Below are 24,531 nucleotides of genomic sequence, written 5' to 3'. Positions count from 1 at the left end.
CCTGCGCGGGCGGACCCGGCGACGCCCGGGAAAGGGTTACTTCGCGGCGTTCCGCACGGCGCATTCCTCGATCCACTCTCAAACGATCCACTCGTTATTCAGCAGTACCCCAAAGACTCACTTATGATCGAAGGGTGATCGAAGCCCGTCATCTCCGTGTCCTGCGCACCGTGGCCGCCACGGGTTCCTTCTCCGCCGCGGCGCGCGAGCTGGGCTGTACGCAGCCGGCCGTCAGCCAGCAGATGAAGGCGCTCGAATCGTCCGCGGGCACCCCACTGATCGTCCGTACCGGCCGCGAGATGCGGCTGACGCAGGCCGGCGAGGCGCTGGTACGGCACGCGACGGGCATCCTCGCCGGACTCACCGCGGCGGAGGAGGAGATCGCGGCCATCGCCGGGCTGCGGGCAGGCCGGGTCAGGCTGGTGTCCTTCCCCAGCGGCAGTTCCACGCTGGTGCCGACCGCTCTGGCCGCCCTGCGCGCGGCCCATCCGGGCACCCGCGTCTCGCTGGTCGAGGCCGAGCCGCCGAGTTCGGCGGTGATGCTGCGGGACGGTGAGTGCGATGTGGCGCTGGCGTTCCGGTACGGGGGTTCCGGCGCCGAGTGGGACGACCTCGTCGTACGCCCGCTGCTCGTGGACCGGCTCGTCGGTCTGGTCCCCGAGGGCCACCGGCTCGCGGACGCCGGTACGGTCGCGATCGCCGAGCTGGCCGGTGAATCCTGGATCGCGGGCTGTCCTCGCTGCCGTACGCAACTGGTCGACGCCTGTGAGGCGGTGGGATTCACGCCCCGGATCGACTTCGCGACAGATGACTACCCGGCCGTGATCGGCCTCGTCGCGGCGGGGCTGGGGGTGGCGGTCCTGCCGGAGCTGGCGATGGAGTCCGTACGTACCGAGGGGGTCCGTACGCTCACGGTCGAGCCGTCCGTCCACCGGGAGATCGTCGCGCTGACCCTGCCCGATCTCGCGCAGGTCCCGGCCGTGGCGGCGACGCTGGATCAGCTGGTCCTGGCCGGCGCTCGCTGAGGGGGGCGCCGCGGACGTGGTGCGGGATGTGCGGTGTGGCGTTGCTTGCAGGAACGTTTCTTCGCTTATGTGGTGGCGGAACTAGTCGTTCTCGTGGCCTCCGTGGCTGTGGCTGTGGCTGTGACCGTGGCTGGTGCCGTGACCCGAGGTCGACGCCGTGATCAGCCGGGTGCGCGCCCGCCCCATCAGCTCTTCGCGTTCGTCCTCGGTCAGTCCGCCCCACACGCCGTACGGCTCCCGCACCGCCAGGGCGTGTGCCGCGCACTCCGCGCGGACGGGGCACCTCATGCACACCTCTTTCGCCGAGTTCTCACGCGCGCTTCGTGCCGCGCCTCTTTCCCCTTCCGGGTGGAAGAAGAGCGAACTGTCGACACCCCGACATGCCGCGAGGAGCTGCCAGTCCCACAGGTCTGCGTTCGGTCCGGGAAGGCGGGAGAAATCTGCCATTGCTCATGTCCCCTTGAAACCGTGCTGAGGCGGATACGGGCCGCTTGGACGCCGGGTACGAGCCCGGCGCGTACACGCACCGGTGCTCACGACCGTACATCTACTATGTAAGTAGATGTAAATATGACTCATTGCGAATCTAGCCACAGACACCAGTAAAAGTGAAGAAAAGCCGCTAAATGGGGCATACCTCCGATTGGGTACCGGTCAACCCCTGGCACTCTGCTCCGTGTGCGACCCCTCACAGGGAGTGCCGAAGAGGGCTGTCCGACCCGTAACTCTTTCGAGTGACCGTCGTTGAATGTGCGAGGCGGTTGAGAGAACGAGCGCTCGGGCACATGTCCGAGAGCGTCAATCGCACAGGTGACGATATGTACCCAGCCTGGAGGCTCAAGGTGACGCGCATCAGCTGCGGAGGACGGTCATGACATCCGTCCTCGTCTGCGACGACTCCCCGCTTGCCCGAGAGGCGCTTCGCCGCGCGGTCGCGACCGTGCCCGGCGTCGAGCGCGTGACGACCGCGGCCAACGGCGAGGAAGTCCTCCGCCGCTGGGGCGCCGACCGGTCCGACCTGATTCTGATGGATGTACGCATGCCGGGGCTGGGCGGTGTCGAGACGGTCCGCCGGCTGCTCTCGGCCGACCCCGGCGCCCGGATCATCATGCTGACGGTCGCCGAGGACCTGGACGGGGTCGCGCTCGCGGTCGCCGCCGGTGCCCGCGGCTATCTCCACAAGGACGCCTCGCGTGCCGAACTGCGCGCGACCGTCACACAGGCGCTCGCCGATCCGACCTGGCGGCTCGCGCCGCGCCGGCTCCGCTCGGCCGAGATGGGCGCGGCGCCCACGCTCACCGCGCGCGAGATCCAGGTGCTCGAAGGCATGAGCCACGGCCGGTCGAACGCGGAGATCGGCCGTGAGCTGTTCCTCTCCGAGGACACGGTCAAGACGCACGCCCGGCGGCTCTTCAAGAAGCTCGGCGCCTCGGACCGCGCGCACGCGGTGGCGCTCGGCTTCCGCTGGGGCCTCGTCCGCTGACACGCCGTAGCCGCCCCCCGCCCGCCGCCGGTTCTGCCGCGTCTGTCACGGCAGAACCCGGTGGGCGGGGCAACGTACGCTCGTACACACCCGTTTCCCGCGCGATGCCGCATCCTTGAGATGTGGAGTTCCTCGGGGACGAGTCGGACGAGCGCGAGGGGAGAGCGCAGGAAATGAGTTCTGCCGCACCCGCTCATAACGCTTCGGTGCACAACTATGGACGCGGTGCCACCGATCAGCAGCCGCCAAGGCACCATGGACCGATGCGCGATGACGAGACCACGGTGATTGGTGCGCTCGTTCACCGTGCCGTCGACGGCGACGAACAGGCCACGCACGATCTGCTGGCCCGCGTCCATCCGCTCGCGCTGCGTTACTGCCGTACGCGACTGAACCGGCTGCCCGGTGACGCGCGGCACTTCGTGGAGGACCTGGCGCAGGAAGTCTGTGTCGCCGTCCTCATGGCGCTCCCGCGCTACCGCGACACCGGCCGGCCCTTCGAGGCGTTCGTCTTCGCCATCGCCGGGCACAAGGTCGCCGATCTCCAGCGGTCCGCCATGCGGCACCCGGGATCCACGGCCGTGCCGTCCGACGAGATGCCCGAGCGGCCGGACGACTCCCTGGGGCCCGAGGAGCGCGCGCTGCTCAGCAGTGACGCGGAGTGGGCCAAGAAACTGCTCGCCAATCTGCCGGAGAACCAGCGCGAACTGCTGGTGCTGCGGGTCGCGGTCGGGCTCACCGCCGAGGAGACCGGGCAGATGCTGGGGATGTCGCCGGGCGCCGTACGGGTCGCCCAGCACCGCGCGCTCAGCAGGCTGCGGGCCCTGGCCGAGCAGTGAACCGGAGCGGTCGTCCGGGCTCCTGAACGGACGGTCGTACAGCGCTTCCCCGCCCCCGCGGCCCCCGCGAGCGGCGTTCGGAGGTGCGCGAACGTATGAACATACGAAGCCGATCGGTGATCTCGATCGTGGAATGAGCGGCCCGCGAAGCCCGTTAGCATGGACATCCGCACCGATCAAGGCCATTTGGGGAAGGTGTCATGACTGCAAACGTCGACGGAGTGCCCGAGAAATTCGCGACGCTCGGGCTGACATACGACGACGTGCTGCTGCTTCCAGGGGCCTCGGAAGTGCTGCCCAACCAGGTGGACACCGCCTCACTGGTCTCGCGGAACGTCAAGGTGAACATCCCGCTGCTGTCCGCGGCGATGGACAAGGTCACCGAGGCCCGGATGGCGATCGCCATGGCGCGGCAGGGCGGCGTCGGTGTGCTGCACCGCAATCTCTCCATCGCCGACCAGGCCAACCAGGTCGATCTGGTGAAGCGCTCCGAGTCCGGCATGGTCACCGACCCGATCACGGTGCACCCCGACGCGACGCTCGCCGAGGCCGACCAGCTCTGCGCCAAGTTCCGGATCAGCGGTGTCCCGGTCACCGACCGCGCGGGCAAGCTGCTCGGCATCGTCACCAACCGTGACATGGCCTTCGAGGCGGACCGTACGCGCCAGGTGCGCGAGGTCATGACCCCGATGCCGCTGGTCACCGGCAAGGTCGGCATCTCCGGCGTGGACGCCATGGGGCTGCTGCGCCGTCACAAGATCGAGAAGCTGCCGCTGGTCGATGACGCGGGCATCCTCAAGGGCCTGATCACGGTCAAGGACTTCGTCAAGGCGGAGAAGTACCCCCAGGCGGCCAAGGACGCGGAGGGCCGGCTGCTGGTCGGTGCCGCCGTGGGGGCCAGCCCGGAGGCGCTGGAGCGTGCCCAGGCCCTGGTCGCGGCGGGCGTGGACTTCCTGGTCGTGGACACCTCGCACGGCCACAACAGCAACGCGCTCAGCTGGATGTCCAAGATCAAGTCGAGTGTCGGGATCGACATCATCGGCGGCAATGTCGCCACCCGCGAGGGCGCCCAGGCGCTGATCGACGCGGGTGTGGACGGCGTCAAGGTCGGTGTCGGACCCGGCTCGATCTGCACCACCCGCGTGGTCGCCGGTATCGGGGTTCCGCAGGTCACGGCGATCTATGAGGCGGCGGTGGCCTGTCAGGCCGCCGGTATCCCGGTCATCGGCGACGGCGGCCTCCAGTACTCCGGCGACATCGGCAAGGCGCTCGCCGCCGGAGCCAGCACGGTCATGCTGGGCAGCCTGCTCGCGGGCTGCGAGGAGTCGCCGGGCGAGCTCCAGTTCATCAACGGCAAGCAGTTCAAGTCGTACCGCGGCATGGGGTCGCTCGGCGCGATGCAGTCGCGCGGCCAGGGGCGTTCGTTCTCCAAGGACCGCTACTTCCAGGCCGAGGTGTCCTCGGACGACAAGCTGGTGCCCGAGGGCATCGAGGGCCAGGTCCCCTTCCGCGGTCCGCTCGCCGCCGTACTGCACCAGCTGGTCGGCGGGCTGCGCCAGACCATGGGGTACGTGGGCGCCGCCTCCATCGACGAGATGGAGCGCAAGGGCCGCTTCGTACGGATCACGTCGGCCGGCCTCAAGGAGAGCCACCCGCACGACATCCAGATGACGGTCGAGGCACCGAACTACACCGCTAACTGAGCGCGTGGTTCCGTGAGGGGCGGCCCGGATTCCGGGCCGCCCCTCACTGGCGCGTCGGGGATACTGGACGGGCAGACGTAGAGGGAAAGGCCACACATCGTGACTGAGATCGAGATCGGGCGCGGCAAGCGCGGCCGCAGGGCGTACGCCTTCGACGACATCGCCGTCGTCCCGAGCCGGCGCACCCGGGACCCGAAGGAGGTCTCGATCGCCTGGCAGATCGACGCCTACCGGTTCGAGCTGCCCTTCCTGGCCGCTCCCATGGACTCCGTCGTCTCCCCGCGGACCGCGATCCGGATCGGCGAGATGGGCGGTCTGGGGGTGCTCAACCTGGAGGGCCTGTGGACCCGGTACGAGGACCCGGAGCCGCTGCTCGACGAGATCGCCGGTCTTGAGGAGGCCACCGCCAATCGCAGGCTCCAGGAGATCTACGCCGAGCCGATCAAGGAAGAGCTGATCGGGCAGCGCATCAAGGAGGTGCGGGACTCGGGCGTGGTCACGGCGGCCGCGCTCTCGCCGCAGCGCACCGCGCAGTTCTCCAAGGCCGTGGTGGACGCCGGGGTCGACATCTTCGTCATCCGCGGTACGACCGTCTCCGCCGAGCATGTCTCGGGGGCCGCGGAGCCGCTGAACCTGAAGCAGTTCATCTACGAGCTGGACGTGCCGGTCATCGTCGGCGGCTGCGCCACGTACACCGCTGCCCTGCACCTGATGCGTACGGGCGCGGCGGGCGTGCTCGTCGGCTTCGGCGGCGGCGCCGCGCACACCACCCGCAATGTGCTGGGCATCCAGGTCCCGATGGCGACCGCCGTCGCGGATGTGGCCGCGGCCCGCCGGGACTACATGGACGAGTCCGGTGGCCGGTATGTGCATGTCATCGCGGACGGCGGGGTCGGCTGGTCGGGCGATCTGCCCAAGGCGATCGCGTGCGGCGCGGACTCGGTGATGATCGGCTCGCCGCTGGCGCGGGCGACGGACGCGCCGGGCAAGGGACGCCACTGGGGCATGGAGGCGGTCCACGAGGACGTGCCGCGCGGCAAGCTGGTGGATCTGGGCATCGTCGGGACGACGGAGGAGGTCCTTACCGGCCCCTCGCACATCCCGGACGGGTCGATGAACTTCTTCGGTGCGCTCAGGCGGGCCATGGCGACGACGGGCTACAGCGAGCTGAAGGAGTTCCAGCGCGTCGAGGTGACGGTGGCGGATTCGCAGCACCGCCGCTGAGGATCGTCGGGCTCATCGAACCGGAATGCCCCGGGCCGCGTCGCGCGGTCCGGGGCATCTCGCCGTGTCTCGCTGTCTCTTGTCGTGTCTCTTGCCGTGTTTCTTGCCGTGTTTCTTGTCATGGCCCTTGTGAGGGGCCCCGGACTCAGAGGCGGTACGCGGCGCCCGCCGGGCTCGCGCCCCTGGTGTCCAGCAGCAACTGCGCCTTGACCGCGAGACCTTGCAGGTCGTACGTGCGGTGGTGCTGGAGCAGCACCGTCAGATCCGCGTTGGCGGCGGCCTCGTAGAGCGAGTCCGCGCGCGGCACGGGGAGTTGGCGTACGCGCCAGTCCGGGACGTAGGGATCGTGGTAGCTGACAGTGGCGCCCAGATCCATCAGCCGGCAGGCGATCTCGGTGGCCGGTGAGCTCTCCTGGTCGGCGAGGTCGGGCTTGTAGGTGACACCGAGGAGCAGTACGCGGGCGCCGCGCGCGGACTTGCCGTGCTCGTTGAGGAGGGTGGCGCTGCGCTGGATGACGTACTGCGGCATCCGGGAGTTGATCTCCTGGGCGAGGCCGACCATCCGCAGCGGATGGCCCGGGGTGCGGCCCGCGTGCGGCAGATAGCTGGGGTCCATCGGTACGCCGTGGCCGCCGACCCCGGGTCCCGGCCGGAAGGCCTGGAAGCCGAAGGGCTTGGTCTCGGCGCAGCGGATGACGTCCCAGAGGTCGACGCCGAGGTCGTGGCAGAGCACGGCCATCTCGTTGGCCAGGGCGATGTTGACGTGCCGGAAGTTCGTTTCGAGGAGTTTGACCGTCTCGGCCTCGCGCGGGCCGCGCGCCCGGACGACCTTGTCGGTGAGACGGCTGTAGAAGGCCGCCGCCGATTCGGTGCAGGCGGGGGTGAGACCACCGATCACCTTGGGGGTGTTGGCGAAGCCGTGGGTGCGGTTGCCGGGGTCGAGCCGGCCGGGGGAGTACGCGAGATGGAAGTCGCGCCCGGCGCGCAGTCCTGAGCCCTCTTCCAGGACGGTGCGGAGGAAGCCCTCGGTGGTGCCGGGCGCGGCGGGTGATTCCAGCAGCACGGTGGTGTGCGGGCGCAGCCGCGCGGCCAGCGCGCGGGCCGCGTCGCCGATCGCGGTCAGATCGGGGATGCGGTCGGCGCCGAGCGGGGCCGGCGCGCAGATGACGGCCGTACGGACCCGGCCGAGATCGGTGGGGTTGGTGGTCGGCCGGAAGCCCCCCGAGAGCATCCGGCGTACGTCCGAGGCGGTGAGCGGGCCGTCGACCGGGGAGTGGCCGGCGGCCAGCTCCGCGACGGGCCGCGGGTCGGTGTCGTAGCCGATGGTGTCGATACCGGCGGCCACGGCGGCTTGGGCGAGGGGCAGGCCGAGATGGCCGAGTCCGATGACGGCGAGATCTGCGGGCACGGCGATGACCGCCCTTCCCTTAGCCGGAGTGGACAGAGAGCGCAAGCCCTGTGGACAGAATGGGCATGCGCAATGTCAGACTAGGCGTAAATATGACCGTTATGCGGTATTGCGCGGCCGGGGAAGTCCGTTTCGCGAGAGGGATCACATCAATCGTCGACGGCTGTGTGACCGGTGTTATCCACAGGCGGTGGCTGAAGTCGTGGAGTGCGGACAGAATCGATGGTGTGAGCCCGACCACACGGGGGACGACGGGAGGCAGCGGTGAGAACAGCGACACTGGGACCTGCGGAGCGCGGCCAGGCGCTCGCGGCGATGGCCGAGCGTGAACTGGACGTGCTGGTCGTGGGCGCGGGTGTGGTCGGAGCGGGGACCGCCCTCGATGCCGTGACCCGAGGGCTGGCGACCGGCCTCGTGGAGGCGCGCGACTGGGCGTCAGGCACCTCCAGCCGGTCGAGCAAGCTGATCCACGGCGGCTTGCGCTATCTGGAGATGCTCGATTTCGCGCTCGTACGTGAAGCGCTCAAGGAACGCGGACTGCTGCTGGAGAAGCTGGCTCCTCATCTGGTGAAGCCGGTGCCGTTCCTCTACCCGCTGCGGCACAAGGGCTGGGAGCGGCTTTACGCCGGCTCGGGCGTCGCGCTGTACGACGCCATGTCCGTATCGTCGGGGCACGGACGCGGGCTGCCGGTCCACCGCCATCTCTCCCGGCGCCACGCGCTGCGGGTGGCGCCCTGCCTCAAGAAGGACGCGCTGGTGGGGGCGTTGCAGTACTATGACGCGCAGATGGACGACGCGCGCTATGTGGCGACGCTGGTGCGTACGGCCGCGACCTATGGCGCGCATGTCGCCAGCCGGGCGCGGGTCATCGGCTTCCTGAGGGAGGGCGAGCGGGTCGTCGGGGCGCGGGTGCGGGACGTGGAGGCCGGCGGGGAGTACGAGATCCGGGCCAAGCAGGTCGTCAACGCCACCGGTGTCTGGACGGATGACACCCAGGCGCTGATCGCCGAGCGCGGGCAGTTCCATGTCCGGGCCTCCAAGGGCATCCATCTGGTCGTGCCGAAGGACCGGATCCACTCGACGACGGGGCTGATCCTGCGGACCGAGAAATCGGTGCTGTTCGTCATCCCCTGGGGCCGGCACTGGATCGTGGGCACCACCGACACCGACTGGGATCTGGACAAGGCCCATCCGGCGGCCTCCAGCGCCGATATCGACTATCTGCTCGAACATGTGAACTCGGTGCTGCACACGCCGCTGACCAGGGACGACGTACAGGGGGTGTACGCGGGACTGCGTCCGCTGCTCGCGGGGGAGTCCGACGCCACCAGCAAGCTGTCGCGCGAGCACACCGTCGCGCATCCGGTGCCCGGCATGGTCGTCGTCGCCGGCGGCAAGTACACGACGTACCGGGTGATGGCCAAGGACGCGGTGGACGAGGCGGTGCACGGCCTCGACCAGCGGGTGGCGGAGTGCGTCACCGAGGATGTGCCGCTGCTCGGCGCCGAGGGGTATCACGCGCTGTGGAACGCGCGGGCGAGGATGGCCGCGCGGACCGGCATCCATGTCGCCCGCGTGGAGCATCTGCTGAACAGGTACGGGACGCTGGTCGAGGAACTGCTCGAACTGATCGCCGCGGACCCGGGTCTCGGTGAGCCGCTGGCCGCCGCCGACGACTATCTGCGCGCCGAGATCGTCTACGCGGCCTCGCACGAAGGGGCACGCCATCTCGACGACGTACTGACCCGGCGTACCCGGATCTCGATCGAGACGTTCGACCGGGGCACCCGCAGCGCGCGGGAGTGCGCGGAGCTGATGGCGCCGGTGCTCGGCTGGGACAAGGACCGGATCGAGCGGGAGGTGGAGCACTACGAGAAGCGGGTGGAGGCGGAGCGGGAGTCGCAGCGGCAGCCGGACGACCAGACGGCGGACGCGGCGCGGCTCGGTGCGCCGGACATCGTGCCGATCTGACATGGCCCGGAATATCCGGAACGGCGTAACTACCCTTCCAGCAGGATCCGTTCGATCGAGGAAGAAGGTGCCGGTGAGACCGAGGGGGACGATGATGCGGGACTTGACCTCGGCGGCGTACGAACGGGCCGTCACCTTCTTGACGACGAGGCCGGGCAGGACGTAATCCGTAGGGGAGTACGGATACGAGCCGGGGGGCGTCAAGGCGGCGGCTCGTGTGGTCGTGGGTGGCGGTGTGGTCCACCGGGCCAGGGCCAGTGGCATGGTGGGGGTCCCCCACTCCGGCACCATCCTGACGGACGCCGGACCCGGGAGCGGTGACGGTCCCGGAGTGAGGGACAATGAAGCCTCTGCCAGGGCGCGTTACGGCACCGCGCGGGCGGGTGGAGTCGCGGGCCAGGATCAGGGATCGCAGAGGGGACGCATGTCGCAGTCGGAGCAGTCGCGGGACACGGCGCAGGAGCCCCAGCAGGACGCGAGGAAGAGCGCCGACGGCACTCCGGAAGGGCGCCTGCTCGCGGGCAGGTACCGGCTCGGCGGGGTGCTGGGGCGCGGTGGCATGGGCACGGTCTGGCGGGCGCTCGATGAAACGCTCGGCCGTACGGTCGCGGTGAAGGAGCTGCGCTTTCCCTCCAGCATCGACGAGGACGAGAAGCGCCGGCTGATCACACGCACGCTGCGCGAGGCCAAGGCGATCGCGCGGATCCGCAACAGCGGCGCGGTGACGGTCTACGACGTCGTGGACGAGGACGACCGGCCCTGGATCGTCATGGAGCTGGTCGAGGGCAAGTCGCTCGCCGAAGCCGTCAGGGAGGACGGGCTGCTGACGCCCAGGCGGGCCGCCGAGGTCGGGCTCGCGATCCTCGACGTGCTGCGCTCCGCACACCGCGAGGGCATCCTGCACCGCGATGTGAAACCGTCGAATGTGCTCATCGCCGAGGACGGGCGCGTGGTCCTCACCGACTTCGGTATCGCGCAGGTCGAGGGCGACCCGTCGGTCACCTCGACGGGCATGCTCGTCGGCGCCCCCTCGTACATCTCGCCGGAGCGCGCCCGCGGCCACAAGCCCGGACCCGCGGCCGACCTCTGGTCGCTCGGTGGTCTGCTGTACGCGTCGGTGGAGGGCTGCCCTCCGTACGACAAGGGCTCCGCCATCGCCACGCTCACCGCCGTGATGACCGAACCGCTCGACCCGCCCAAGAACGCGGGCCCGCTCGAAGAGGTCATCTACGGGCTGCTCGCCAAGGACCCCGAGCAGCGGCTCGACGACGCGGGCGCGCGGGCGCTCCTCCAGGACATCATCGACGCGCCCGAGCAGCCCCGGCGCGCTCCGGAGCCGGAGGCGGACGCCACCCGCGTCGTGCCGCTTCCGCCGCTGCCCGGCGAGGCCCCGGCCGCACAGCCGTCGCGGGGTTCCGCCGGGGACACGGGCGCGGACCGGGTGCGCGGCGCGCTGCGCTCCGTACGGAACGCGGCGGTCGGCGAGTCCGCGACCCGGCCGGCCCCGGAGCCCGCCGTTCCGCAGCGGCCCGCGCCGCCGCGCGCGTCGCTCTCCGATGTGGTGCCCCGGCGCACGCTGGTGATCATCGCGGTCGTCGCCGCGCTCGCGCTCATCTCCACCGTCCTGATCATCGCGCTGAACGGGAACTCCGACGACTCGTCAGGGAGCAACCAGGGAAAGGACCCCTCGACCGCCTCGGCCGGGGCCACCGCCGGTGAGGACGCGTCGGGCGACGGCAAGGGGCAGAGCCCGGCGCCGGGCGCGAGCGCGGCGGGGGACGGCAAGGGGGACACCGCCACGACGAACGGGCAGGGGGCCGACGATTCCGGTTCCGGTTCCGATTCGTCGGGCGACTCGGGCGACGGGAACGGGAAGGAAGGCGGCGGGAAGGGGGCCACGCTGCCCGACGGCTATGCCAAGGTCACCGACGACCGGTTCCACTTCACGATGGCGATGCCCGAGGGGTTCCAGAGAACAGGCATAGCCGGCACCAACTCCGGTGGCATATACAGCGAGGACGGCGAATTCCCCAGGGTCCAGGTCGACTTCAACGACAGTCCGACCGATGACGCGGTGGCCGCCTGGCGGGGGCTCCAGTCGGCGGTCAGGGGCAGCAGCGACAACTACAAGCTGCGCGGCATCAAGAAGGTCGACTACAACGGCTACCAGACCGTCGCCGACTGGGAGTTCGAGCGCGACCAGAGGGGCGAGCGGATCAGGGTCCTCAACCGGGGCTTCAAGATCGACGCCAAGCGCGGCTACTCGATCATGGTCAGCTGTGAGGCGAGCGAGTGGAGCGACACGGAGTGCGAGACGCTGCGCAAGACGGCGTTCGAGACATTTGAGCCGACGGCCTGAGCAGTGTCTGAGTGACGGGCTGAGCGACGGCCTGAGCGGCGGCCTGGGCAGCGTCTGAGTGCCGGGCTGAGCGACCGTCTGAACCGGCCGCCTGAAATACCGATGAGCAAGTGAGCGGAGCGATGAGTTCCGGCGGCTGTGGTGGGTAGTTCGGCGTAGGAGAACTGAACGTTACGCAGCGGGTTGCCGCGACCCGGCGGCATGTTGGCCCGCGGCCACGTATCGTGAGAGCTCGCGAACCGTACGCATCCACAATGAGCCGGTAAACGACCGGAATTGGCGGTTTCGCGGGTCTCCGGGACCGGGAGACGTCGTGTGGTGGGGAGGCGTTGTGGACGACTACGCGGGACGGGTGCTTGCCGACCGCTATCGCCTGCCGTTGCCACCCTCCGATGAGTACGAACTTGTCGAGACCCGCGCCTTCGATACGTACAGCGGGCAGGAAGTCCTCGTCAGGCAGGTGCCGTTGCCGGAGGTCGTGGACGCGGAGGTGGTGGACGCGGACGGCGCCGCGGCGCCGCGCCGGACCTCGGGGCGTTCGGCACGCAGACATACGGATCCGGCGGTGCGGCGGGCCATCGAAGCCGCGCAGAGCGCCGCCCAGATCCCCGATCACCCCCGGCTCGACCAGGTCTTCGACGTGTTCGCGGAGGCCGGTTCGCTGTGGATAGTGAGTGAACTGGTCGCGGCCAGACCGCTCGCCGCGCTGCTCGCCGAACGGCCGCTTAACCCCTTCCGGGCCGCCGAGATCGCCTCCGATGTGCTCACCGCGGTGCGGGTGGTGCACGCGCACGGCTGGACGCACCGGAACATCACCGTCCGTACGGTGCTCGTCTGCGACGACGGGCGCGTGGTGCTGACCGGGCTCGCCGCCGGCGCGGCGGAGGAGGCGCTGTGCGGATACGCGCCGGTGCCCGAGCCGCCGGACCGGTTCGAGGAGCAGGACCACCAGGCACCGCGGGAGCCACAGGGACTCCATGACCCTCACGCGCCGCGGGAGGAGCTGGGGGCGCAGGAGCAGCAGGGCCCCTATGAACGGCTCGGACCGCCCGGACAGTACGCGCCGACGGAAGGGCTGTCCGGCTCCCGGACGGCATCCCTGCCGTACGACCCCGGGCCGACGGCGGGGGTGCCCGGCGCGCCGGGCCGGGCCGCGCTGGGGACGGGCCGCGGCGCGGAGAGTCCGTACGACGACGGCACCTCGTCCGGTACGTCCGGCGCCATGCCGCGTCCGCATCACGGCACCCCCGGCATCCCGGCGCCGTACGGCGGTCAGCCGGCGCTGCCGGGCGGGAGCGCTTCGGGCGATATCCGCGCCGCGCGCGCCGGAGCCATCGCCGCGTACCGCGCGGGAGCGCGCGCCGCCGCGCGCGTCACTGAGGACCAGGGCTCCGGTACGAGCGGGACGAGCAGTACGGGCGTCCCGGCTGTCCCGGGAGCCTCGGGCGGTACGGCGGGTACGGCGGGTACGGCGGGTACGGCGGGTACGGGCGGCGCGGGGGGCGCGACCACCGGTTCGGGTGCGCAGGAGCCGCCCCGAAGCGGCAGCGACACCGGCGGTGGCACCGGCGCCGGTCCGCAGGGCGCGAGTCTCGATCCGGACTGGTGGGCGCGCCCACGCACCTTCGCGGACACGGACGCCGACGCGGACATCGACGAGGACGACGACCCGCCCACCCCCTACCGCGCCCAGCTGGCCGGTATCTGGCGTGACGGCCCGGCGCCCTGGAACGACGCCTCGGGCTCCGTACCGGCGGGCGGCAGCCCGTACGGCCCGGACTCGGCGGGCCCCTTCGGGGGCGGCTCCGGCGCGAGCGGCGACGGTACGACCGCCGGTGGTACGTCCGCAGGTGGTACGGCCGGCATTCCCGCGCTGCCACCCGGCGGATCCGGCTCCGGCTCCGGTTCCGGGTCCGGTGCTGTCGTGGCCCGTGGCGGCGACACCCCCTACTCCGGACCCGGCAGCGGCAGCGGCGGAGGAAGCGGCAACTGGCAGGCCGGCGGGGCGCGTGACGCCTTCCGCGCCGACTCGCAGCGGCAGTCCGCGCAACTGCCCGCGGTCACCGGGCAGGGCGCGGGCGCCGGGCGCTGGGACGAGATAGTCGCGAGCGGTGCTGTGCCCGCGTACCGCGGCCCCGCCACCCCGCTCGCCGCCGAGCGTGCCCGGCAGGCCCGTATCGCGGTCGTCGGCGCCGTCACCGAGCGCTGGGCGCCCGAACAGGCCGGTCCTGTCCACGAGAACTGGCAGCTGGCACCGCCCATCGGGCCCGCCACCGACCTGTGGGCCCTCGGCGCGCTGCTGTACCGCGCGGTGCAGGGCCATGCCCCGTACCCCGAAGAGAGCGCCATCGAACTGGTGCAGCTGGTCTGCGCCGAACCGCCCGCCTTCGCCGAGGAGTGCGGACCCCTGCGGCCCGTGGTGGAGTCGCTGCTGCGTCAGGACCCCACCGAGCGGCCGGACTTCGAGGAGCTGCGCGGCTGGCTGCGCTCGCTCGTACGGTCCGCGCCCGAGCCGGAGGCCGGTCTCGATGTCGTACCGCTGCCGGCGGACGAGACCCGGCTGCCGATCGTGCGCCGCCGGGGCGAGCTGGTGCGCAGGCGCCGTGGGCGTGGCCGTGACCTGGGCGGACGCCACCGCCACAAGAAGGGCAAGGAGCGCAAGGAGAAGGGCGGCCGGGCCGGCCTCGACGAGCGACGGCAGTACGAGCAGGAGCACGGGCACGAGTACGAGCACGGTCACGCGCTCGGGGCCGACGCGCCCGCCGAGCGTACGGAACGACTGGACAGGCTGCTGGACGGGCCCGAGCGGGCGGCCGGCCCGGAGCGGTTCGGCCGGGCGGAAAGGGCTGACAGGTCTGACAGATCTGACAGGGCGGATAGAGCCGACAGAGCCGACCGGTTCGAGAGCTCGGACAGGTTCGACAGGGCTGAGAAGGGTCCTGGCCGCGGCCCCCGTTCCCTCGGCCGGAACCTGCTCATCCTGATCCTGCTGCTGCTCGTGGGGGCCATCGTCTACGCCGTGATGTTCCTGCCCAAGGCGGATACGCGGCAGCAGGGCCAGAGCGTCGGTGAGGTGGGTCCCAGCTCGTCCGCCGCGCCGGAATCACCGGCTCCGGACACTTCCGGTTCGACCCCGCCCAATGCCTCCGCGCCCCAGACCTCGGGGTCCGACGCCGATCTGGCCGACGGCTATGTCCTGCGTACGGACCCCGAGGGCTTCCGGATCGGGGTCGACAAGAGCTGGCAGCGGCGCCCCATCAACGACAGCGGGCAAGTCCGCTATGTCGGGGGCGACTTCACACTGATCGTTGTGCCGGGCCGGGACAGCGTGGCGGAGAACGGCGGCGACCCGATCGCCTACCAGCGCGACAAGGAGCGGGAGCTCCAGCCGTTCCGTGACTCGTCCTGGTCCAGCGCCTCCGGCGTACGCCGGATCGATGTGGGCCGGCAGGCCATGGCGGAGGGGCAGTACACCTGGCAGGACAGCAGCGGGCGCTCGGTGTTCGTGAGGAACCTCGCGATGATCGTCGACGGCCGGTACCACGTCATCCAGGTCATCGGCCCGGACGGCCAGCGGGACAAGGTCGACGAGATCTACCAGCAGGCGTCCGGCGCCTACCGGATCACCCGCTGAGGCAAGAGTCCCAACTTGTGCCCCCTTTAACGCCGGTTACGCATCACAGTGCGGTTTCCGTGACCGACCCGAGGTTCCGTGTCCGTATGTCCCCTCCGTAATCTGTGACCCCAAGGATCGGGGCTGGAGCGTGGAGCACATACAAGGCACGGGAACGAGCGCGGGCTCGGGCTCGGGCAGGGGCGACGCGGCGGGTGCGGGGCCGCTGCTCGCGGGGCGTTACCGACTGGCCGAGTCCATCGGCCGCGGCGGCATGGGCAAGGTGTGGCGGGCGCATGACGAAGTGCTCCACCGGGTCGTCGCCATCAAGGAGTTGACCGCGGGGCGCTATGTCTCCGAGGCCGACCGGGCCGTACTGCACCAGCGGACCCAGAAGGAGGCTCGGGCCGCCGCCCGGATCAGCCACCCGGGTGTCGTCACCGTCCACGATGTGCTGGAGCACGACGGCCGGCCGTGGATCGTCATGCAGTACGTCGACGGCCCCTCCCTCGCCGACGCCGCGAAGGAGTCCGGCGCGATCGACTACCGCGAGGCGGCCAGGATCGGTCTCGCGGTCCTCGACGCGCTGCGCGCTGCGCACGCGGCCGGAGTACTGCACCGCGATGTGAAGCCCGGCAATGTCCTGCTCGCGCGCGACGGCCGGGTGCTGCTCACCGACTTCGGGATCGCGGCGATAGAGGGCGACTCGACCATCACCAGGACCGGTGAACTCGTCGGCTCCATCGACTATCTGGCGCCCGAGCGGGTACGAGGCGGCGATCCCGGCCCCGCCTCCGATCTCTGGTCGCTCGGGGTGACTCTCTACACGGCGGTGCAGGGGGTCTCGCCGTTCCGCCGGAGTTCACCGCTGACCACCATGCAGGCCGTGGTGACGGACGAGCCCGACCACCCCGACCACGCGGGCCCGCTCGCGCCCGTCATCGCCGCGCTGCTGCGCAAGGACCCGGACGGACGGCCCGGCGCGGAGCGGACCGAGCGCATGCTGCGTGACGTGGCGGAGGGCCTGACGGCCGCCGGGGAGGAAGAGCACGCGCCGACGCGTCAGCTGCCTTACGGAGAGCGGCAGTCCGGTACCTCGCGGCTGCCGCCCGCCGGGCAGCCCTTCACGCCTGCCGCATTCGGGGCCGCGCCCGCATCAGGCCCCGTATCCGGCTCCGTGCCCGTATCCGGCTCCGTGCCCGTATCCGGCTCCCTGCCCGTATCCGGCCCCGCATCCCGTCCCGCACCCACCGCCACCGGCCCCGCTTCGGGCTCCCTGACCGTTCCCGCGCAGCAGGCCGCGCCCTCGGGTCCCGGCCGCCGGCGCCGTTGGCGTACGACGCTGGTGGCCGTGGTCGCCGCGGCGGTCCTCGGCGGCGGCATCGGCTTCGCCGCGCTGAAGTACGCCGGCGACGGTGCCACCGCCGATGACGCGGGCGGCCGGTCCGCGAACGACGGCCCGACAGCGGGCAGTACGGCGGGCGACGGTACGGGCGACGGCACGACGGACGGTGCCACATCCAACGGCACGGCCGACGGCACGGTGGGCAATACGGCGGGCGAGGGAGACACCGGCAGCGGGACCGTGCCCGAGGGCTGGACCCGTGTCGAGGCCGAGGAGGGCTTCAGCCTCAACGTCCCCGAGGGCTGGGAACGCCAGATGAACGGCGACCAGATCGACTACACCCCGGACAACGGCCGTCATCTCATACGGATCAGCCTCAGCTCACCCGACTTCGAGAATCCGTATATGCACATGCTGAGCCTGGAGAAGACGGTCCAGAAGTTCCCGGACTACGTCAGGCTCGAACTGGCCCCCAACACCTACCGCGATCAGACGAAGTCCGCTCTCTGGGAGTTCACCTGGACCGAGAAGACCGGGCAGCCCGGCAAGCGGCACGCGATCGACCAGATCTACTTCTCCGACGACAGCGGTACGGAGTACGCGATCTACATGGCCAGTCCGGAGGAGGACTGGGCCACGACGCGCAAGCAGTTCGACGCCGTACTGCGCAGCTGGCAGGCGCCACCGAGCGATACCGGCCGGTGAAGCGCCGCACGACCGGCCGAATTTCGTGAGGACACGTACATGACCGACGACGGGGGACGAGTGAACGAGCCGACGAGTTACGAACTCAGGCCACCGGACGCGCCGCAGGTGCCACCACAGGCCGCCGAGCCGGGCCAGGCCGGATATCTGCCCACGCAAGCCTCGCAAGCCACGCAGCCCACGCAGCCCACGCAGGCCACGCAGCCCATGCAAGCCACGCAGCCCACACAAGCCGCGTCGCCCCCCGCGTCGCCCCCCGCCCACTCGGCCGATCCGGCCGCCAGACGCCTGCTCGGTGGCCGCTACCGGCTGGTCTCCCGGCTCGGACACGGCGGGATGGGCACGGTCTGGCTGGCACACGACGAGGTCGTGGACCGCGAGGTGGCGATCAAGGAGCCGCGCGTCCCGGACAACGTGGGCGAGCGCGACCGGGACCGTGTGTATCTGCGGATGCGGCGAGAGGCCCGCGCCGCCGCCAAGATCGAGCACCCCGCCGTCGTCACCATGCACGATGTGGTGATCGAGGACGCCAAGCCGTGGATCGTGATGGAGCTGGTGCGCGGTCAGTCGCTCGCCGACCGGCTCCAGGAGGGCACGCTCGACCCGCGCGAGGCGGCCCGGGTCGGACTCGCCGTACTGGACGCGCTCACGGCGGCCCATGAGAAGGGCGTACTGCACCGTGACGTCAAGCCGGACAATGTGCTCCTCGGGCGCGGCGACCGGGTCGTCCTCAGCGACTTCGGGATCGCCCAGGTCGAGGGGGAGCAGGGGCTGACCGAGACCGGCGCGTTCGTCGGCTCGCCCGAGTTCATCGCGCCCGAGCGGGTGCTCGGCCGGCAGCCGGGGCCGGAGTCGGACCTGTGGTCGCTCGGTGTGGTGCTGTACGCGGCGGTCGAGGGCATGTCGCCGTACCGCCGCTCCAACGTCCCCGCCACGCTCCAGGCCGTGCTGTCGGCGGAGCCGCAGATGCCCGCGCGCGGCGCGGGTGCGTTCGGCACGCTCGTGATGGGGCTGCTGCGCAAGGATCCGGCGGCGCGGCCGGACGCGGCGGAGATCCGGGCGGTCCTGGAGTCGGAGGCACGCCCCCCGGCCGCTGCCCGGCCGTACTCCGGAACCGGCCCCGAGCCGGCTTCCACGGGCCTCGGCGGCTGGGTACCGCCGGTGCTCCGCAGGAGCCGTCCGGCGCGGTACGGCCTGGGCGCGGGTGTGCTGGCCGTGGCCGCCGCCCTCGTACTGATCCTCGCCAACCCCTTCGGCGGCGGCGAGCTCCCGGAGGGCTGGGGGGTCCGTCCGGAGAACGAGATTCTTCGCGCGAAGGTCGGGGTCCCCGGCGACTACCGGCGCGAGCAGACGACCGATGACACCGGCGTCACGTACAACGACCCGAGCGGGGTCTTCGGCATCTTCATCGAGCGGAACCAGAAGCTGCCGGACAACGATCTTCTGGAACCGAAGGCGGACGTCTGGAAGACGCACTACGAGCGCGGTGGTGAGAACGGTACGGAGATCAAGGACGCCAAGGTCACCAGCAAGGATGTCGAGCACCAGGGCAAGCCCGGCTTCGAGATGGTCGTGGACTTCACCGCCTACAGCGATTCGGACGACTTTCCCATCCGCTACCGCTGGCACGAACTCGTCATCCCCGGCAAGGACGACGCCTATCTGCGGCTGAGGGTGGCCATGCCCGCGCAGGGCGCGGCCGTGCGGGACGGCGAGGAGCTGTTCGCGAACGTCGTAGATCAGCTCGTTGTCGAGGAGCCGTAGGCAACGAGGGCAGCATGGGCAACGCAGGCAACATGGGCCGCGTCGAGTCGTGGGCCGCGGCGCGTCGACCGAGGCCCCTGAACTCGCTGTAGTCGCTGATCAGGGGTTATTTGCCAGCGATCACTGGCGTGATGTGAGCGCTCCGCGAAAAGGTGTTACCGCCGGGTATCCAAAGCCTCGGATGCGGCATACCCTCGGCCCATGACGGACTCGCAGGCACCCACCGCCCCCTCCGCCGCCCCCTCCGGCTCCCTCGGCACCAACCCGGTGGCCACCGCCCCGGCCGGAGCGCGCACCGCGGCCGATGTGGTCACCCCCGAGGTGGTCGCCCGGCTCATACGTGGTGTCGTCGGCTCCGGGCGTACCGCCAACCACACCCCCTTCACCGGGGACCGGCTGGCGGAGCTGCCCGAGTCCACGCCCGAGGACGTGGCGACGGCCTACGAGCGCGCCCGCGCGGCCCAGCCCCACTGGGCGGCGCTGCCCGTCCGGCAGCGGGCCGCGGTACTGCTCCGCTTCCACGATCTCCTGCTGGAACGCCAGGCCGAAGTGCTCGACCTGATCCAGCTGGAGACCGGCAAGGCCAGGCTGCACGCGCACGAAGAGGTCCAGGGGCTGGCCGTCGAAGCCCGGCACTACGGGCGCGCCGCGGCGTCGTATCTGCGCCCGAAGCGCCACACCGGTGTCGTACCGACCCTGACGAAGGTCACCGAGCTGCGTCAGCCGCGCGGTGTCATCGGCCAGATCGCGCCGTGGAACTACCCCCTGGAGCTGTCCGCGGGCGACGCGCTGCCCGCGTTCGTGGCGGGCAACGCCGTCGTGATGAAGCCCGACACCGAGACCGCGCTCACCGCGCTGTGGGCCCGTGATCTGCTGATCGAGGCCGGGCTGCCGCCCGAGGTGTTCCTGGTCGTCCTCGGCGAGGGCCCGGTCATCGGCCCGGAGGTCGTCAGGCACGCCGACTACGTCTCCTTCACCGGCTCGACCCGTACCGGCCGTGAGGTCGCCAGGGGAGCCGCCGACCGGCTCGTCGGCGTCTCGCTCGAACTCGGCGGCAAGAACGCCATGCTGGTCCTCGCGGACGCCGATGTGGAGAAGGCGGCGGCGGGCGCGGTGCGCGCCTGCTTCTCGTCCGCCGGACAGCTCTGCATCTCCATCGAGCGGCTGTACGTCCATGACTCGGTCGCCGACGTGTTCCTGGAGCGGTTCGCCGCCCGTACGAAGGCCATGCGGCTCGGCAACTCCCTCGCGTACGGCGCCGACATGGGCTCGCTGGTGGGAGAACGCCAGCTGGAGACCGTCACCCGCCATGTCGAGGAGGCCGTGGCCAAGGGCGCCACGGTCGTCGCGGGCGGGGTCGCGCGGCCCGACATCGGGCCGCTCTTCTACGAGCCGACCATCCTGGACGGGGTCGAGGCGCCGATGGCGGTGTGCGCGGAGGAGACGTTCGGCCCCGTCGTCTCCGTCTACCGGTTCAGCGACGAGGACGAGGTGATCGGCCTCGCCAACGCCACGCCGTACGGCCTCAACGCGAGCGTGTGGACGAAGGACTCCCGGCGCGGCCACGCGGTCGCGGCCCGGCTGCGTACCGGCACGGTCAACATCAACGAGGGATACGCGCCGGCGTACGGCAGCGTGCGGTCGCCGATGGGCGGCATGAAGGACTCCGGTCTCGGCCGGCGGCACGGCGCCGAGGGGATCCTCAAGTTCACCGAGGCCCAGACGGTCGCGCAGCAGCGGATCCTGCCCATGGGGCCGTCCTTCGGGATGGACGACGAGAGGTACGCGGCTCTCATGAGCCGCAGTCTGCGGGTCATGAAGGCGCTCGGGCTGCGGTAGTTCAGCACACGGAAGTTCTCAATGAGGAGAGCCAGTGGCACAGGACAGCCATGCCCGGAAGCAGAACGAGAGCCAAGGCGAGTCACGACACCCGCGATCGGTCCGCGACGACGGATACGACGCTGCCGCGCATGACGATGCCGCGTACGACGCTGCCGCGTATGACGACGCCGCGTACGACTACGACGTGATCGTCGTCGGCTCCGGCTTCGGCGGCTCGGTCTCCGCGCTGCGGCTGACCGAGAAGGGGTATCGCGTCGGCGTCCTGGAGGCGGGCCGCCGCTTCACCCGCGCCACCCTCCCCAAGAACTCCTGGGACCTCAAGAACTACCTGTGGGCCCCCGCCCTCGGGCTGTACGGCATCCAGCGCGTCCATCTCCTCGGCAATGTGATGGTGCTGGCGGGCGCCGGGGTGGGCGGCGGCTCCCTCAACTACGCCAACACGCTGTACGTACCGCCCGCCGCGTTCTTCGACGACCCGCAGTGGGCCGCCATCACCGACTGGCAGCGGGAGTTGAAGCCGTACTACGACCAGGCGCGCCGCATGCTCGGCGTACGGCTCAACCCGGCCATGACCCCCTCGGACGTCCATCTGAAGGCGGTGGCCGAGGCGATGGGCGTCGGCGAGAGCTTCCATCTCGCGCCGGTCGGGGTCTTCTTCGGGGACGGCCAGGACGCGGACGGTCAGGACGCGGACCGTCAGGACGCGGACCGTCAGGACGCGGACGGTACGGCGAGGGCCCGGCCCGGGGCGGCCGTGGACGACCCGTACTTCGGCGGGGCGGGCCCCTCGCGCAACGCCTGCCGGCAGTGCGGCGAGTGCATGACGGGCTGCCGGCACGGCGCCAAGAACACCCTCAACGAGAACTATCTGTATCTGGCCGAGCGCGCCGGGGCGGTCGTCCACCCGATGACGTCGGTGGTCGCGGTGACGGAGGACGGGGAGGGCGGCTTCCGCGTCACGACCGTACCCACGCGGGTGCGCGGGAAGGGCCGCCAGAAGGGCCGGGCACGCGTCCTGCGCGCCCGCCGGGTCGTGATCGCCGCCGGCACGTACGGCACCCAGACCCTGCTGCACACCATGCGGGACCGCGGGCTGCTGCCGCGCCTCTCGGCCCGGCTCGGCGAGCTGACCCGTAGCAACTCCGAGGCCCTGGTGGGCGCGCAGACCGACGACCGGCGCTACCGCGCGCGGCACGGCGCGTCGAAGGCCGACTTCACCCGGGGCGTCGCCATCACGTCCTCGATCCACCCGAACGACACCACCCATATCGAGCCGGTGCGCTACGGCAAGGGCTCCAACGCGATGGGCCTGCTGACGCTCCTTCAGGTGCCGTACAGCGAGCGGCGGGTGCGGAGCTGGCTCGGGAACGCGGCCAGGCACCCCCTGACGGCCCTCCGTTCGCTCTCCACCCGCCGCTGGTCGGAGCGGACCATCATCGGCCTCGTCATGCAGTCGCTGGACAACTCCCTGACGACCTACCGGAAACCGGGCGGCGTGGGAAAGGGACTGCTCACCGCGCGCCAGGGCCACGGCGCCCCGAACCCGAAGCAGATACCCGAGGCGACCCGGGCCGCGACGCTGATCGCGGAGGAGATCAACGGCTTCGCGGGCAGCAATGTGGGCGAGCTGATGGGTACGCCGCTGACCGCGCACTTCCTGGGCGGCTGCGTCATCGGAGCCTCGGCGGAGGAGGGCGTGATCGACCCGTACCACCGGCTGTACGGGCACCCCGGCATCTCGGTGGTCGACGGCTCCGCGGTGTCGGCGAACCTGGGGGTGAACCCGTCCCTGACGATCACGGCCCAGGCCGAACGCGCGATGTCGTTCTGGCCGAACAAGGGCGAGCCCGATCCCCGCCCCGAGCAGGGGGCCGCGTACGTCAGACAGGATCCGGTCGCGCCGGTGTGCCCGGCGGTGCCGGAGGAGGCGTTCGGGGCGCTGCGGCTGCCCTTCGTGGCGATGCCGAAGGTCCCGCCGAAGCGGGTGTGACGGCGGGCGGGGGTGCAGCGGGGCGCTGCACCCCCCTCCGAGTGCAGCGCCCCACTGAGCCTGTGTGTGGTGTCCTGTGTCCTGCCGTGTGTGTCGCTGTGCGCGCGTTACGCGGCGGCGTCGCTCCTGCGGCGCTTCATCGCGAACATCACACCGGCGCCCGCCACGATGGCGATGCCACCGACCGTGCCGATGACGGGAACCACCGAGGAGGAGCCGGTCTCGGCGAGGTGCCCCTGCGGCTTGATCTCGGTGTCGCCGACCGGCTTGGCGGGGACGGGCTTCTTGCCGCCCTCCTGGGGCTCGGCCTCGTTCGGGTCACCCGGGTCCGTACCGGCGGCGACGATGTCGAACTCGTAGAACGACTCGTCGTCCGAGTAGACGCAGTTGCCCTCGTCGTCGGCGTAGACACCGATGCTGACGGCGTAACCGAGCCCGGCCGGGGCGGACTTGGCCACGCTCAGACGCAGGTCGACGGAGAACGACTCCTTCGCCCTGAGGCCCGTGTAACCGAGGTAGCCGGCGCCCGCGTCATTGTCGTCCAGCGAGATGGGGGTCCAGACGCCGGACTCGGGGTCCTTGTACTGGAGCGTGAGATGACCGCTGCCCGGCTCCCAGGACTTCTCGTCGATCTGGAACGCGAAGACACCGAGGTCGACGCGCTTGTAGTCGTTCTCGCCCTTGTTCGAGACATTGAGCTTGAAGGAGTGGAAGCCGCTGCCCGCGACGATGCGCTCCGGCAGCCCGGAGAGGCTGGTCCGGAGCTGGTCGTCGTAGCTGCCCTCCTCGGTGTCGACGCATTCGACCGGGCCTTCGCTCGGCTCGGTGGCCGGCTTCGTCGTCGAGCCGGACGGCGCGGGCGCGGGCTTGGAGGGATTCGTACCCTCCGACTCGGAGGACTTCGTACCCTCCGACTCGGCCACTCCCGTTCCGGGCGCGGGAGCCTCCTCGGAGGACCCCGGAGCATCCTCGCCCGCCCCGGGGGCCTCGCCCTCGGGGGGCGGGGGCACGCTCGCCCCGGGGGCCGCCGGCTCGGTGGACTCGGGCGCCTCGCTCGTGGCGGGCGGCGGGCTGCTCTCACCGTCGGTCGCGAAGGCGGCCGGGGCGGAGAAGAAGGCGGCAGGGGCTATGACAGCGGTCGCGGCGGCGACGGCCATGGCGCGGCGGAGCTTCATGAAGACCTCAGCGAAGTACGGCGCACCGCCGGGGCGGTGTGCGTCGTGGGGCCCTCCCAGATGTGGGGTTCACGGGTGAGGCCGT

The 24,531-nt window shown here is 70.9% G+C and carries 15 protein-coding genes; 12 read left to right on the top strand and 3 right to left on the bottom strand.

Annotated features, from left to right (window positions below; all coding sequences use genetic code 11):
* The first annotated feature begins 134 nt into the window (after positions 1–134).
* Positions 135–1,025 carry a LysR family transcriptional regulator gene (locus ACFRMN_RS03250; protein WP_383012480.1) on the top strand — a complete coding sequence of 297 codons (891 nt, stop codon included), beginning with the start codon at positions 135–137 and terminating at the stop codon, positions 1,023–1,025.
* A gap of 81 nt (positions 1,026–1,106) precedes the next feature.
* On the opposite strand, the gene ACFRMN_RS03245 is transcribed toward ACFRMN_RS03250, so the two are convergent.
* On the bottom strand, positions 1,107–1,472 hold the full coding sequence (locus tag ACFRMN_RS03245; protein WP_383012477.1) for a WhiB family transcriptional regulator: 366 nt from the start codon (positions 1,470–1,472) through the stop codon (positions 1,107–1,109).
* Between the two features lie 424 nt (positions 1,473–1,896).
* Here ACFRMN_RS03245 and ACFRMN_RS03240 point away from each other — a divergent pair, with 424 nt between their 5' ends.
* From ACFRMN_RS03240 to ACFRMN_RS03225, 4 genes are all read left to right on the top strand, one after another.
* The gene (locus ACFRMN_RS03240) at positions 1,897–2,508 is read left to right on the top strand and encodes a response regulator transcription factor (protein WP_003948568.1); all 612 of its coding nucleotides are present in this window, start codon (positions 1,897–1,899) and stop codon (positions 2,506–2,508) included.
* 263 nt (positions 2,509–2,771) lie between these two features.
* The gene (locus ACFRMN_RS03235; RefSeq protein WP_383012474.1) at positions 2,772–3,347 is read left to right on the top strand and encodes a sigma-70 family RNA polymerase sigma factor; all 576 of its coding nucleotides are present in this window, start codon (positions 2,772–2,774) and stop codon (positions 3,345–3,347) included.
* Between the two features lie 200 nt (positions 3,348–3,547).
* The gene (guaB, locus tag ACFRMN_RS03230) at positions 3,548–5,050 is read left to right on the top strand and encodes an IMP dehydrogenase (protein WP_383012471.1); all 1,503 of its coding nucleotides are present in this window, start codon (positions 3,548–3,550) and stop codon (positions 5,048–5,050) included.
* 99 nt (positions 5,051–5,149) lie between these two features.
* On the top strand, positions 5,150–6,274 hold the full coding sequence (locus ACFRMN_RS03225; protein ID WP_030351489.1) for a GuaB3 family IMP dehydrogenase-related protein: 1,125 nt from the start codon (positions 5,150–5,152) through the stop codon (positions 6,272–6,274).
* Between the two features lie 145 nt (positions 6,275–6,419).
* On the opposite strand, the gene ACFRMN_RS03220 is transcribed toward ACFRMN_RS03225, so the two are convergent.
* Entirely contained in the window at positions 6,420–7,682 is a 1,263-nt protein-coding gene (locus tag ACFRMN_RS03220; RefSeq protein WP_383012468.1) for a nucleotide sugar dehydrogenase, read from the bottom strand.
* Positions 7,683–7,946: 264 nt separating this feature from the next.
* On the opposite strand from ACFRMN_RS03220, the gene ACFRMN_RS03215 reads away from it, so the two are divergent.
* The 7 genes from ACFRMN_RS03215 to ACFRMN_RS03185 all read left to right on the top strand — a co-directional run bounded on the left by ACFRMN_RS03215 (position 7,947) and on the right by ACFRMN_RS03185 (position 23,271).
* Positions 7,947–9,653, top strand: coding sequence for a glycerol-3-phosphate dehydrogenase/oxidase (locus tag ACFRMN_RS03215; protein ID WP_365908069.1), 1,707 nt, complete (start codon positions 7,947–7,949; stop codon positions 9,651–9,653).
* A gap of 424 nt (positions 9,654–10,077) precedes the next feature.
* Positions 10,078–12,012: a protein kinase gene (locus ACFRMN_RS03210; protein WP_383012465.1), complete on the top strand. Its 1,935-nt coding sequence runs from the start codon at positions 10,078–10,080 to the stop codon at positions 12,010–12,012.
* Positions 12,013–12,343: 331 nt separating this feature from the next.
* The gene (locus ACFRMN_RS03205; RefSeq protein WP_383012462.1) at positions 12,344–15,646 is read left to right on the top strand and encodes a serine/threonine protein kinase; all 3,303 of its coding nucleotides are present in this window, start codon (positions 12,344–12,346) and stop codon (positions 15,644–15,646) included.
* A gap of 130 nt (positions 15,647–15,776) precedes the next feature.
* Positions 15,777–17,675: a protein kinase gene (locus ACFRMN_RS03200; protein WP_383012459.1), complete on the top strand. Its 1,899-nt coding sequence runs from the start codon at positions 15,777–15,779 to the stop codon at positions 17,673–17,675.
* Between the two features lie 39 nt (positions 17,676–17,714).
* Positions 17,715–19,439, top strand: coding sequence for a protein kinase (locus ACFRMN_RS03195; protein ID WP_383012456.1), 1,725 nt, complete (start codon positions 17,715–17,717; stop codon positions 19,437–19,439).
* Between the two features lie 201 nt (positions 19,440–19,640).
* Complete coding sequence (locus tag ACFRMN_RS03190) at positions 19,641–21,278, top strand: succinic semialdehyde dehydrogenase (protein ID WP_383012453.1); 1,638 nt, start codon at positions 19,641–19,643, stop codon at positions 21,276–21,278.
* A 187-nt stretch (positions 21,279–21,465) separates the two neighbouring features.
* Entirely contained in the window at positions 21,466–23,271 is a 1,806-nt protein-coding gene (locus ACFRMN_RS03185; protein ID WP_383013018.1) for a GMC oxidoreductase, read from the top strand.
* A gap of 107 nt (positions 23,272–23,378) precedes the next feature.
* On the opposite strand, the gene ACFRMN_RS03180 is transcribed toward ACFRMN_RS03185, so the two are convergent.
* Complete coding sequence (locus ACFRMN_RS03180) at positions 23,379–24,446, bottom strand: hypothetical protein (protein WP_383012450.1); 1,068 nt, start codon at positions 24,444–24,446, stop codon at positions 23,379–23,381.
* Positions 24,447–24,531 lie beyond the last annotated feature (85 nt).

Source organism: Streptomyces sp. NPDC056835, assembly GCF_042789485.1.
Taxonomy (GTDB): domain Bacteria; phylum Actinomycetota; class Actinomycetes; order Streptomycetales; family Streptomycetaceae; genus Streptomyces.
The sequence above is the reverse complement of the archived record's forward strand: the minus strand, read 5'-3'. Positions and strand labels throughout refer to the sequence as shown.

Excerpts from the sequence above, each read along its gene's own strand:
- ACFRMN_RS03235 (WP_383012474.1), top strand. The coding sequence starts at position 2,772 with ATGCGCGATGACGAGACCACGGTGATTGGTGCGCTCGTTCACCGTGCC.
- guaB (WP_383012471.1), top strand. The coding sequence starts at position 3,548 with ATGACTGCAAACGTCGACGGAGTGCCCGAGAAATTCGCGACGCTCGGG.
- ACFRMN_RS03180 (WP_383012450.1), bottom strand. The coding sequence starts at position 24,446 with ATGAAGCTCCGCCGCGCCATGGCCGTCGCCGCCGCGACCGCTGTCATA.
- ACFRMN_RS03190 (WP_383012453.1), top strand. The coding sequence starts at position 19,641 with ATGACGGACTCGCAGGCACCCACCGCCCCCTCCGCCGCCCCCTCCGGC.
- ACFRMN_RS03240 (WP_003948568.1), top strand. The coding sequence starts at position 1,897 with ATGACATCCGTCCTCGTCTGCGACGACTCCCCGCTTGCCCGAGAGGCG.
- ACFRMN_RS03195 (WP_383012456.1), top strand. The coding sequence starts at position 17,715 with ATGACCGACGACGGGGGACGAGTGAACGAGCCGACGAGTTACGAACTC.
- ACFRMN_RS03210 (WP_383012465.1), top strand. The coding sequence starts at position 10,078 with ATGTCGCAGTCGGAGCAGTCGCGGGACACGGCGCAGGAGCCCCAGCAG.
- ACFRMN_RS03245 (WP_383012477.1), bottom strand. The coding sequence starts at position 1,472 with ATGGCAGATTTCTCCCGCCTTCCCGGACCGAACGCAGACCTGTGGGAC.